This window comes from Streptomyces sp. NPDC087440, assembly GCF_044744005.1.
Classification (GTDB): Bacteria; Actinomycetota; Actinomycetes; order Streptomycetales; family Streptomycetaceae; genus Streptomyces.
The window spans coordinates 1-11,717 of record NZ_JBIUXN010000045.1; the positions used below are offsets into that span (position 1 = coordinate 1).

7 protein-coding genes are annotated in these 11,717 nt (G+C 72.7%); 3 read left to right on the forward strand and 4 right to left on the reverse strand.

Going from position 1 to position 11,717, the window contains the following annotated elements:
• Positions 1 to 447: 447 nt before the first annotated feature.
• Positions 448 to 1,005, reverse strand: coding sequence for a MarR family winged helix-turn-helix transcriptional regulator (locus ACIO3O_RS42430; protein WP_401756290.1), 558 nt, complete (start codon positions 1,003 to 1,005; stop codon positions 448 to 450).
• 114 nt (positions 1,006 to 1,119) lie between these two features.
• Between ACIO3O_RS42430 and ACIO3O_RS42435 the strand changes: the two genes are divergently transcribed.
• Positions 1,120 to 2,412: an MFS transporter gene (locus ACIO3O_RS42435; RefSeq protein WP_401756293.1), complete on the forward strand. Its 1,293-nt coding sequence runs from the start codon at positions 1,120 to 1,122 to the stop codon at positions 2,410 to 2,412.
• A 4-nt stretch (positions 2,413 to 2,416) separates the two neighbouring features.
• On the opposite strand, the gene ACIO3O_RS42440 is transcribed toward ACIO3O_RS42435, so the two are convergent.
• Positions 2,417 to 4,072: a SpoIIE family protein phosphatase gene (locus tag ACIO3O_RS42440; RefSeq protein WP_401756295.1), complete on the reverse strand. Its 1,656-nt coding sequence runs from the start codon at positions 4,070 to 4,072 to the stop codon at positions 2,417 to 2,419.
• A 264-nt stretch (positions 4,073 to 4,336) separates the two neighbouring features.
• The gene (locus ACIO3O_RS42445; protein ID WP_401756298.1) at positions 4,337 to 5,689 is read right to left on the reverse strand and encodes an NAD(P)/FAD-dependent oxidoreductase; all 1,353 of its coding nucleotides are present in this window, start codon (positions 5,687 to 5,689) and stop codon (positions 4,337 to 4,339) included.
• Positions 5,690 to 6,044: 355 nt separating this feature from the next.
• Between ACIO3O_RS42445 and ACIO3O_RS42450 the strand changes: the two genes are divergently transcribed.
• Both ACIO3O_RS42450 and ACIO3O_RS42455 read left to right on the forward strand, forming a co-directional pair.
• A complete protein-coding gene (locus ACIO3O_RS42450; protein ID WP_401756301.1) occupies positions 6,045 to 6,875 on the forward strand; it encodes a TetR/AcrR family transcriptional regulator in 831 nt (276 codons plus the stop codon).
• Between the two features lie 216 nt (positions 6,876 to 7,091).
• Positions 7,092 to 9,044 carry a sigma-70 family RNA polymerase sigma factor gene (locus ACIO3O_RS42455; RefSeq protein WP_401756304.1) on the forward strand — a complete coding sequence of 651 codons (1,953 nt, stop codon included), beginning with the start codon at positions 7,092 to 7,094 and terminating at the stop codon, positions 9,042 to 9,044.
• A 46-nt stretch (positions 9,045 to 9,090) separates the two neighbouring features.
• On the opposite strand, the gene ACIO3O_RS42460 is transcribed toward ACIO3O_RS42455, so the two are convergent.
• Complete coding sequence (locus ACIO3O_RS42460; protein ID WP_401756307.1) at positions 9,091 to 11,208, reverse strand: asparagine synthase-related protein; 2,118 nt, start codon at positions 11,206 to 11,208, stop codon at positions 9,091 to 9,093.
• Positions 11,209 to 11,717 lie beyond the last annotated feature (509 nt).

Consider the following 11,717-nt stretch of genomic DNA (forward strand, 5'->3'; position numbering starts at 1 on the left):
TGTTTCTTGTTTTGCTTTGTTCTTGCGTTTCCGACTCTATCAGACTGTTTCCAGTGCCGATTTCCTCGGTGCTTTCCAGGTTCTTCGCTTTCGCGCTTTCCCTTTCCGGCGGTTCCGACTCTATCAGATCCTTTCGGGCCTGATTCCCAGTCGAACTTGGGTTGTCTTTGCGGCTGTTGGGCCGTTCCGACGTCTCAAACTCTAGTGGATTTTCCCGGTGAACCGAAATCGGCTCCCAGTGTCGGAATTCGGCATGCCGAAATTGACCCTGGTGGGAGATCGTGCGGAGTTTGTTTGCCGCTTTCGCGGCGGAGGTGATGCCGCAGAACCGTTACGGCTGCGGCAACTCGGAGAACCTTACGGATCAGGGTGGAGGGTGTCAACCTCCCCACCCTGCCCCCGAACGCGCGTCGGAAACGGTGCGCGGAGCGCCCCGTAAGAGGGGAGTCAGTCCAGGTCGGTGAGGCGGCCGCCGGCGTCCGGCTGGGCGTCCTCGACGCGACGGAGAAGACGGGTCAGCATCTCGCCCAGGCCGACCCGCTCCTCCGGGGCGAGGTCCTGGAGGAGGTCCTCCTCGAAGGAGGACGCCATCTGCATGGCCTCCAGCCACTTCGTACGGCCCTCGTCCGTCAGCTCGACGATGACGCGGACGCGGTTGTTCTCGTCGCGGTCGCGGGTGACCAGGCCCTCGCCCGCCATCCGGTCGATGCGGTGGGTCATCGCGGCCGGGGTGAGGCCGAGGCGCTTGGCGAGTTCGCCGGGGCCCAGCCGGTAGGGGGTGCCGGAGACCACGAGGGTCTTCAGGACTTCCCACTCCGCGTTGCTGATGCCCAGCGCGGCGACCTGGCGGCCGTACGCCACGTTCATCCGGCGGTTCAGACGGCCGAGGGCCGAGACGACCTTCTCCACCTGGGGGTCGAGGTCGCGGAATTCGCGTTGGTATGCGGCGATCTGCTCGTCGAGGCTCGGCTCATGAGGGCCGGGCGACTCTGGCGTGTCTGGCATCCGCGAAGTATGGCATGGGGCGCGTTGGCAGTTAAGTCCTTCTCTGTGTATTGTTGAGGTTCTAACTTTACTGTTGAAGTCTTTGGACTTCAGGTCTTCAGGGTTGAGGTGAGTATGACCAAGGCGATGGGCTCGGCGATGCGGCGGATTCAGGCAGGCAACGCGCTGAGTGCGTTCGGGCTGGGATTCACGGTTCCGTATCTGTACGTGTACGTGGCTCAGGTGCGGGATCTGGGACCGACCTCGGCGGGCATCGTCCTTGGCGCCTTCGCCATGGCCGCGCTGGTGGCGCTCCCCTTTGTCGGGGCGCTCATCGACCGGCGCGGGCCGGTGCCCGTGCTGATCGGGGCCGCGCTGTCGGCCGCGGTGGGCGCGGTCGCGCTCGGCAGTGCGGCCAGCCTGTGGACGACCGTCGCGTCGGCGGCGGTCCTCGGTGTCGGTACGGCGGTCATGCAGCCCGCGCTGGCGACGATGATCGTGCGCTGCTCCACGCCGGAGACCCGGACGCGTGCCTTCGCCATGCAGTTCTTCCTGGCGAACCTCGGCCTGGGTATCGGCGGGCTCATCGGCGGTCAGATCGTCGACAAGAACGACCCGACCTCCTTCACCCTGCTCTTCGGCATCGAAGCGGTGATGTTCCTGGTGCTCGCCGGGATCGCGATGACCGTGCGGATGCCGCACATTCCGCTGGTCGAGGGCGCCGCCGCCAGCCAGGGGTTCTTCGCGGGCATCAAGACGATGGCCCAGCACAAGGCGATGCTCCAGCTGTGTCTGCTCGGCTTCGTGATCTTCTTCGCCTGTTACGGGCAGTTCGAGTCGGGGCTCGCCGCGTACGGGACCGAGGCGGCCGGGATCGACCCGTCGACGCTCGGCATCGCGCTCGCCGCCAACACGGCGATGATCGTGGTCGCGCAGTTCCTGGTGCTGAAGTTCGTCGAGCGCCGGAAGCGGTCGCGGATGATCGCGCTGGTCGGGCTCATCTGGACCGTGGCGTGGATCGCGGCCGGGTACGCGGGGCTCGGGCACGGCAGTCAGGCGATGGCGACCGCGGCCTTTATCTCGACGTACGCGCTCTTCGGGCTCGGTGAGGCGATGCTGTCGCCGACCGTCGCGCCGCTGGTGGCCGATCTGGCCCCGGAGTCGATGGTGGGGACGTACAACTCGGCCTTCGCGCTGGTCAAGCAGCTCGCGCTGGCGGTCGGACCGGCCGTGGGCGGGCCCATGGGGGCGTCGCTCCACATGCCGTACATCGTGACCTTCATTCTGTTCTCGCTCGGCATCAGCGTGCTCGCGCTGCGCATGGGCAAGCAGCTCACGCCCGCGCAGGACCTGCCGATCCCGGTGAAGTCGATCGTGGTCGCCAAGCACGTGCCCGAGGGCGAGAGTGCCGTGAAGGCCGCTGCGTAACCCCTCAATCCGGTAGTGCGAACTCGCACCACACCGCTTTTCCGCCGCCCGGTGTGCGGCGCGAACCCCAGGACGAGGCGATCGTTGCGACGATCGAGATGCCTCGTCCTGCTTCGTCTGCGGGGTCGGCCCGGCGGCGGCGGGGCAGGTGGTCGTCTCCGTCCGTCACTTCGATGATCAGGCGGCGGTCCGTGCGGCGCAGGCGCAGGCGCATGGGCGGGGTGCCGTGCTGGAGGGAGTTGGCGACGAGTTCGCTGGCGGCGAGGACGCCGAGGTCGCTCAGCTCCACGGGGAAGCGCCAGGAGGAGAGGACTCCGGTGGCGAAGGCGCGGGCGCGGGGGGCCGCTTCGATGCCGCCGAGGAGTTCGAGCGCCGCGTTGTGGAAGAGCTCGGCGTCGTGGCCCTGGCGGGCGGGGTGCTGGACGACCAGGACGGCGACGTCGTCGTCGTGGTCGGTGGTGATCCCGAGGGCGCGCATCAGGCGGTCGCAGACCACCTGGGGAGTGCCGGTCGCGCCGGAGAGGGCGCGTTCGAGAGCCGCCACGCCCTCGTCGATGTCCTCGCGGCGGCGTTCCACCAGGCCGTCCGTATAGAGGACGGCGGTGGAGCCGGGCGGGAGGGCGATCGTGCCCGAGGTGTGCATCCAGCCGCCTGTGCCGAGCGGCGGGCCCGTGTGGTCCTCGGCGCGGTTGACCGTGCCGTCCTCCTCGCGGACGAGGATCGGGAGGTGGCCGGCGGAGGCGTAGACCAGGCGGCCCTCGTTGGGGTCGTGGACGGCGTAGACGCAGGTGGCGATCTGGCTGGCGTCGATCTCGGCGGCGAGGCCGTCGAGGAGTTGCAGGACCTCGTGCGGCGGGAGGTCGAGACGGGCGTAGGCGCGGACGGCCGTGCGGAGCTGGCCCATCACCGCCGCCGCGCGCACTCCCCTGCCCATGACGTCGCCGATGACCAGGGCCGTGCGGCCCGCGCCGAGGGTGATCACGTCGTACCAGTCGCCGCCGACGGCCGCGTCCTTGCCGCCGGGCTGGTAGGTGGCGGCCAGGCGCAGGTCGTCGGGCTGTTCCAGTTCCTGCGGGAGCAGGGAGCGCTGGAGGGTGACGGCCGTTTCGCGCTGGCGGCGTTCGGCGGCGCGCAGGCGTTCGGCGGCGTCCGCGTGGTCGGTGACGTCGGCGGCGAAGACGAGGACGCCGCCGCCGTCGGGGATGTCGAGGGGCGTGCAGGTGATCGTGTACGAGCCGCCCTTGGCCGTACGACGGGACTTGACCGTACGGGGCGTGCCGCTGCGCAGGACCTGGTCCATCAGCGGGAGCAGGCCCAGCTCCTCCAGTTCGGGCAGCTCGGTGGCGGCGGGGACGCCGGGGGTGCGGTCGCCGAACACCGAGGTGTACGCGTCGTTGACGTACGCGAGGCGGTGTTCGGGGCCGTAGACCAGGGCGACCAGGGCCGGGAGTTGGCCGACGATCTCGCGCAGGGAGAGGTCGTCGAGGGTGGGCGGGCGCGGGGCCTCGGCGGCCGGTGCGGTGTCGTCGGCCGGTGCCGCGGCCAGATCGGGGTGCGGCCCGGTCTCGCCGCGGGCGGCCGGCACGGACCCGCGGTCGGACCGGGCTGCCGCGCGGCGCTGTGTTCCGGGGAACCGGGCGCTCCAGCGGGTGAAGTTCACTGAACTACTTGCCTCGTGATCGGAGAGGTGGTGCAGGTCGGCTTGGTCCCGGGGGTCGCCCGGGGTGCTGCGGTGCTGCGGTGGGCAGTGCGCGGCAGGCCGGTCCGCGCAGGCCCTTCCCGTACGGCCGCCTGGTGCGACGGCCGTGCGGGCGGCGACCGCGCACGGGGCGGCGTGCGTGATCACTGTGTGCAGGCGCGGGTCAACCTATCGTCACACGCCCAGTGTGACGGACCGCACTGACAGCCGGTAATTGAGAGGACGTCAGCGGGGCTTGGGAGGTTCGCCGCCCGCCGCGAGTTCGAATTCGGCGCGCGGGTGTTCCAGTGAGCCGAGCGAGACGATCTCACGTTTGAAGAGGCCGGAGAGCGTCCATTCGGCGAACACCCGGGCCTTGCGGTTGAACGTGGGGACGCGGCTGAGGTGGTAGGCGCGGTGCATGGCCCAGGCGGGGAGGCCCTTGAGGCGGCGGCCGTAGACGTACGCGACTCCCTTGTGCAGGCCGAGCGAGGCGACCGAGCCGACGTGCTTGTGGCGGTAGTCGGTCAGGGGGCGCTGCTCCAGGGAGGCCACGATGTTCTCGGCGAGGACCTTGGCCTGGCGGACGGCGTGCTGGGCGTTGGGCGCGCACTCCTTGCCCTTCTCGGGCGAGGTGAGGTCGGGTACGGCGGCGGCGTCCCCGGCGGCCCACGCATGCGGCGCGCCGTCGACGGCGAGCTGGGCGGTGCAGCGCAGGCGGCCCCTCTCGTCGAGGGGGAGGCTGCTGGCGGCGAGGATCGGGTGGGGTTTGACGCCGGCGGTCCACACGAGGGTGCGGGTGGGGAAGCGGGCGCCGTCGTCGAGGACGGCGACGCGGTTCTCGATCGAGGTCAGGCGGGTGTTCAGGCGGACGTCGATGCCCCGGCCGCGCAGCTCCCGTACGGCGTACTTGCCCATCTTCTCGCCGACCTCGGGGAGGATCTTGTCGCTGGCCTCGACCAGGATCCACTTCAGGTCCGCGGGCTTGATGTTGTGGTAGTAGCGGGAGGCGTAGCGGGCCATGTCCTCCAGCTCGCCGAGTGCCTCCACGCCCGCGTAGCCGCCGCCGACGAAGACGAAGGTGAGGGCGGCGTCGCGGACCCCGGGGTCGCGGGTGGAGGAGGCGATGTCCATCTGCTCGATGACGTGGTTGCGCAGCCCGATGGCCTCCTCGACGGTCTTGAAGCCGATGCCGTGGTCGGCGAGGCCGGGGACCGGGAGGGTGCGGGAGACGGAGCCCGGGGCGAGGACGAGTTCGTCGTACGTCATCTGCCGGGGCCCGGTGCCCTCTTCGGCGGTGGCGAGGGTGGTGACGGTGGCGGTGCGCTTGGCGTGGTCGATGGCGCCCACCTCGCCGACGACGATGCGGCAGTGCGGCAGCACGCGGCGCAGCGGTACGACGACGTGGCGCGGGGAGATCGATCCGGCGGCGGCTTCCGGGAGGAAGGGCTGGTACGTCATGTAGGGGTCCGGCGTGACCACGGTGATCTCCGCGCCACCCTCCGCGAGCTGCCGTTTCAGCTTCCGCTGGAGGTGCAGCGCGGTGTACATGCCGACGTATCCGCCGCCTACCACGAGAATGCGCACTGGATTTGTCACCGTCCCATGAGGCAACGGGCGCGGGTCTTTGTCCACAGGGCCGACGCATTGTGTGACGGGACGCCAGTCTTCTTCCGGCGCGCGCAAGTTGATGTTGTGTGCGGACAGCCGCGATGTATGCGCTGGTCAGAGCGTGACATGGGGGATTCGGGGTGGCCCGGGGACGGGAAGAGCCGGGCAACTGCTCCGTTCGGGGGGCACACCGTGCGGAACAACCCCCTTCTGAATCGCCCCGCGCTCAACTATGTTCGTATCTCGTCGGGGTGGCGGGGTGGTTGCTCGTGTGACCCGTGAACTCCGGCAGTCAGGGCGGGGAGTGTCTCCGGGGGGAGACATCATTACCGGGGGAACGCTGATGCACATTCAGGATTCACATTGGCAGGCTGCCGTGCCGTCGTCAGGATCGGCCGCGTCCGCGGCCGCCTCGACGGCCGCCGTGGCGGAGGGCAACGGACGGGTGGGTGCGGGCGGTTCCGCCGTGGCGCCCCGGTCCGCGCCGCTCCGCGTGGACGCACAGCGCAATCTGGAACACGTACTGCGGGCCGCCCGCGAGGTGTTCGGCGAGCTCGGTTACGGGGCGCCGATGGAGGACGTCGCGCGCCGGGCACGGGTCGGGGTGGGCACGGTCTACCGGCGCTTCCCGAGCAAGGACGTACTGGTGCGGCGGATAGCCGAGGAGGAGACCTCCCGGCTGACCGAGCAGGCGCGCACGGCGCTCGGGCAGGAGGACGAGCCGTGGTCGGCGCTGTCGCGCTTCCTGCGGACGTCGGTGGCGTCGGGTGCGGGCAGGCTGCTGCCTCCGCAGGTGCTGCGGGTCGGGGTGCACGACGCGGAGCCGGACGCCTCGGTGCGCGATGCCGTGCGCGACACCGCCCGGGTGCCGCAGCAGCGGCAGGCCGGGGACGCTCCCGACCTGCGGCTGGTGGAGCAGGACGGTTCGGTGGGCGGGCCCGCCCAGGGCGACCTGGACGACGCGGGGGCGGCGACGCTCCTGGAGGTCGTGGGCCAGCTGGTGGACCGGGCGCGGGCGGCGGGCGAGCTGCGGGTCGACGTGACCGTGGCGGACGTGCTGCTGGTGATCGCCACGGCGGCTCCTTCGCTGCCGGACGCGGCGCAGCAGCAGGCGGCCTCGTCGCGGCTGCTGGACATCCTGCTGGAGGGGCTGCGGTCGCGGCCGTCCTCCTGACCTGCGCCCGCTGAAAGACCCCTCCCTGCCGAGGGTTTGTCGTACCGGTCGTATCGCAAGCCCGCCGACGCCTCCCCGAAAGGGTGAGGACTAGCGCTCTGTTTCGGGAAATGTCCCCGGACGGGTGGTTGGCGGGCTTGATCGGCTTTCGGCGCTTCGCCCTGTGGGACTCTTGGCCGGTGTTGCGGTCGATGGGTGCGTACGGGGGCTTCCGCCATGGGTGTTGAGGAGCGGGACGAGTCCCTCGGGGACGGCGAGGACGCCGGGGGCACCGGTCCCGTCGAGGACTCCGGTACGGGACTGCCCTCGCGGCAGGTCCCCAGCCAGGGCGGTCCGCTCGGCGCCACTCCCGCGCCGACCGCCGAGCGCGGATCCGACCCGACGAGCGTGCCGCAGCAGCGCGGCGGCGGGACCTCGCGGGGCGAACCGGGCACCTCCGACGCCGACTTGATCGAGCGGATGCGGGCCGGGGACGACGGTGCGTACGAGGAGCTCTTCCGGCGGCACTCGGAGGCGGTGCGCCGGTACGCCCGCACCTGCTGCCGGGACGCCCACACGGCCGACGACCTGACCGCCGAGGTGTTCGCACGGACCTTGCAGGCGGTACGGGGCGGGGCCGGTCCGGAGCACGCCGTACGCGCGTACCTGATGACGACGGTGCGGCGGGTGGCCGCGGCCTGGACCAAGACGGCGCGGCGCGAGCAACTGATCGACGACTTCGCGGTGTTCGCCGACCAGGCGGCGCGGGCCTCGGAGGCGCGGGACAACGACACGCTGGACCTGGGCGCGGACGTGCGCGCGATGCACGAGGCGGAGCAGACGCTCGCCATGCAGGCCTTCCGGTCGCTGCCCGAGCGGTGGCAGGCGGTGCTGTGGCACACCACGGTCGAGGAGGAGTCGCCGAGTGACGTGGCTCCGCTGTTCGGGCTGACGGCGAACGCGACGGCCGTGCTGGCGTCGCGGGCGCGGGAGGGGCTGAAGCAGGCGTACTTGCAGGCGCACGTCAGCTCCGCGTTGACGGCGGGCGGGGACTGCGCGCAGTACGCGGACCGGCTGGGCGCGTACGCGCGGGGCGGGTTGCGGATGCGGGCCGAGCGGGGGCTGCGCAAGCACTTGGAGGAGTGCGCGAAGTGCCGGGTGGCGGCCGGTGAGCTGAGTGACGTGAATGCCGGGATCCCGGCGCTGCTGCCGGTGGCGGTCATCGGGTGGGTGGCTGCGGGGTATTCGGTCAAGGCTGCGGGGATCGTGGCTGGTGGGGCGGGGGTCGCCGCCGGGGCCGGAGCTGCGGGTGCGGCTTCCGGTGCGGGTGGCGCTGGTGCGGCTGGTGCAGGTGCGAGTGGCTCGGGTGGGGCGGCCGGGGGTGGGGCTGCGGCCGAGGGGCTCGGGGCTCCGGCGAAGGTCGGGATCGGTGCGGCGGTGGCCGTCGCGGTGACGGCGGGGCTGGTGTTCGCGTTCGCCGGGGACGACGCCCCGATTCCGCCCCGGGTGGATGCGAAGCCGCCGGTGGTGAAGCCGGTCACGCCGACTCCGCCTCCCCCGCCGCCGTCCCCCTCGCCGAAGCCGCCCGCACCGAAGGCACCCGCGCCTGAGCCGCCCGCGTCGAAGCCGCCCGCGCCCACGCCGAAGCCGAAGCCCGTGCCGACGCGGGCGAAGCCCAGGCCGAAGCCGCCGAAGCCACCGGCTCCCAAGCCGCCGGTGAAGCCGCCGAAGCCGAAGCCCGTGCCGAAGCCGCCGCAGGGGTATCCCGTCGCGGAGCTGGCGTACTCGCCGATGGGCGACCACACCGAGCCCGAGGTGCGGATCGGGGAGAGCAGTGCGGTGTGGCAGCGGTCGGGGATGTCGATCGGCGGGGTGCCGCAGGGCGACGGCATTTCGGTGCCCGCGACGTCGTCGGTGGTGATCGACCTGAACCGGACGTGCTCGACGTACGACGCACGGGTCGGGGTCGACGACATGACGATGGGCAGCGGGGCGGTCCGGTTCTCGGTGTACGGGGACGGGGTGCTGCTGTGGCGTTCGCCGGTGCTGCGGGGCGGGGACGCGGCGGTGCCGGTGCATGTCGGGATCGCGGGGCGGAAGACCTTGCGGCTGGTGACGGAGTCGGTGGGTGGGGGCGCGTCGGACGCGGCCTTCGCGGACTGGGCGGGGTCGAGGATCGGGTGCGGGTGAGAGGGCTCCGGCCTGAGGGCTTGCGGGGTGCCCCCTCGGGGGACGGCTAGAGGCTGCGGCGGTGGGGGACGCCCGCGGCGACCGCGCGTTGGCGGGGGGCGGCGGAGCCCGTCCAGCAGGTGCCCCGGCGGGAGATGAGGCGGCGGAGCCAGAGTTCGGTGGAGGTCAGGTCGGCGAGGCCGTCGAGGGGGACGGGTTCGCCCTCGGCCGCCGCGCGCAGGGCCTTGCGGACGACACGCGCCTCGATCAGGCCCGCGTCCGCCAGGAGGGGCGCGTCGAAGAGGTTGAGCAGGGTGTCGAGCGCTGCGCGGATGCCTGCCTGGGCGGTCGCGGTGGAGGTCGTGTGGGCCGTGGCGGCGCCCCAGCCCGCCGGGAGGTCGTGGATGCCCGCACCGGAGAGGACGGCGCGGAGGATCGCAGCGCGAGCGCCCGGCTGGACGCGGAGGGTCTCGGGGAGGGCGCGGCAGGCCCGTACGACCTGGTTGTCGAGGAAGGGGGCGTGCAGGCGCTGGCTGCGGACCTCGGCGGCCTGTTCGAAGACGCGGTGGTCGTAGGCGTGACGGGCCAGGGCCGCGCGGGCGCGGGCCTCGCCGGGGCGCTGGGAGGAGGCCGGGCGCAGCGCCGACTCCTGGAGGCGGATCGATACTTCGGCGAGCGCCTCGCCGGTGAGCCAGCGGGCCGCCGGGCCCGGACGGGACCAGGTCAGGGCTTCCAGGGAGGCGTCGAGCGCGCCCGTGGAGGTCTCCGCAACATCCCGGTGGGTGAGGCGGACGGCGGCCTCCTCGATGCCCGAGCGGTACGGCGTACGAGCGAGCCGGCGGGCCGCGCGGTAGACCGTGAGGGGCACCAGGAGGGAGGTCGGCGAGGTGCCTTCGGCCTTGGCCAGGGCGGTGGCCGGGCGCAGGATGTGGCGGCGCCTGCGGTCGATGAGGAGGTCGGCGAGGCGGGCCGGGTGCGCGTCCAGGACCTGGCGGGCGCCGTTGCCGACGAGGTGGTCGGCGCTGCCCGACTGGAGGCGCAGGCGGGCGCGTTCGGCGGTGACGAGGGAGGGGCCGGGTTCGTCGGTGAGCGGACCGGACTCCAAGTCGGCGTACGGCAGGGCCTCTTCGGCGCCGGGGACGACGATGTGGTGCAGGCGCGGGTTGGCGGCGATCGCGCCCGCGCGCTCCAACTCCGGGGTGAGGTCCCTCTCGCGGGCGCGGGCACCGGCGGCCAGGTCGTTGAAGGTGACGGCGAGCAGGCGTTCGCCCGCGCCGGTGCCGTGGCCCAGGACCGTGCCCGGAAGGCCGGGCAGCCCTGCGGCGAGGAGGGCGAGGGTGGCGGAGGCGCTGCCGCCCGAGAGGTCGGAGCCGATACCGGGTACAGGGACGCCCCGGCGGCGGGCGCGGCGCTCGGCGGGGCCCATGCCGGGGACCGGACCGGGGTCCGGGAGGGGCGTCTCGGGTGCGTGGCGAGGAGCCGTGAGGCGGGCCCGTACCGCTTCGACGAGCGCGTCCCGTACGCCGTCCACGGCGCGCTCCGGGTCGAGTTGGGGGGCTGCGACGGCGAGGGAGGCGACCGGCTCGTACCCGGTGATCTCGCGCGAGCCCTCGCGCAGGACGAGCGCGTGACCGGGCGGTATGCGCTTCACGCCGGCGTACGGGGTGCCGTCGCGCAGTGCCTCGGGGACGTCGGGGCAGGCGAGGAGGGCGGCGAGGTGGCCGATGTCGAGCTGGGCCTCGATGAGGTCGGCGAGGGGGAGCGCGGCGGTGGCGTACGCGGTGCCATTGGCCCAGGGCGTGTAGAAGACCGGGCGGGCTCCGGCCAGGTCACCGGCGACGGTGACGCGTCTGCCGGTCTGCACGACGGCGGTGTAGGAGCCGGGCCAGGCGGTCAGGTGCCTCAGTGCGCCGCCGCGCGCCGCGAAGAGGCCGACCCGGAGTTCCTCGTCGGTGGCGCCGCAGCAGCCGAGGACGGCGAGGCGGGTGAAGCCGTCGATGGATACGGTACGGACCTCGTCGGGGCGCCAGTCGCCGACGGCCCACAGGGGGTCGGGGTCGCCCCACAGGAGCTGGGCGCCGACGGGCTGCACGGTGTCGCCCTCGTGCTCGGTGCCGGGTGCGCCGACGGCTCCGACCGTGCCGAAGCTCGCGGCGACGCTGCTCCATCCCACCAACCAACGCATCGCCGCCTCCACAGGCTGTGGACAACTTTGCTCGCGGTGCGCGGCGGGGGTGCAGGTCCGTCCGGCGAGGTCGGGGGCCGGGACCTCGGGGACCTGCCGGTCGGGGGGCTCGCGGTGCTGGTCGGCCACCCCGGTGCGTGCACCGTGCCGCGCATTGCGCGCGTGGGGACCATGCTGCCACGACTGGGGCGTGGGGGTGGGGGTGCGGGGGGCGGTGGCGAGGGCCAATGCACGCGGGCAAAGGGGGAGTTGGGGGGCAAAGGGGGTGCGGGGCACCCCGCCGGGGGCACGGGGCAGTGCTGCACGTGCGGCTCCACCGCGCTGGGCGCCCCGTCAGGGGCGCGGGACTGTGCTGCACATGCGGCTCCACCGCGCGGACGCGCCCTTCAGGGGCGCGGGGAACTGCGCGCCCAGCCACCCACCCACCCGCACGGGAACCCTTATGCAGCCGCGCGGCGAGCGCTTTAGGGAAAGGGGCGGGTCCGGGGCCTCTCTGCCTGAGCCGGGCG

Excerpts from the sequence above, each read along its gene's own strand:
- ACIO3O_RS42430 (WP_401756290.1), bottom strand. The coding sequence starts at position 1,005 with ATGCCAGACACGCCAGAGTCGCCCGGCCCTCATGAGCCGAGCCTCGAC.
- ACIO3O_RS42435 (WP_401756293.1), top strand. The coding sequence starts at position 1,120 with ATGACCAAGGCGATGGGCTCGGCGATGCGGCGGATTCAGGCAGGCAAC.
- ACIO3O_RS42450 (WP_401756301.1), top strand. The coding sequence starts at position 6,045 with ATGCACATTCAGGATTCACATTGGCAGGCTGCCGTGCCGTCGTCAGGA.
- ACIO3O_RS42455 (WP_401756304.1), top strand. The coding sequence starts at position 7,092 with ATGGGTGTTGAGGAGCGGGACGAGTCCCTCGGGGACGGCGAGGACGCC.
- ACIO3O_RS42460 (WP_401756307.1), bottom strand. The coding sequence starts at position 11,208 with ATGCGTTGGTTGGTGGGATGGAGCAGCGTCGCCGCGAGCTTCGGCACG.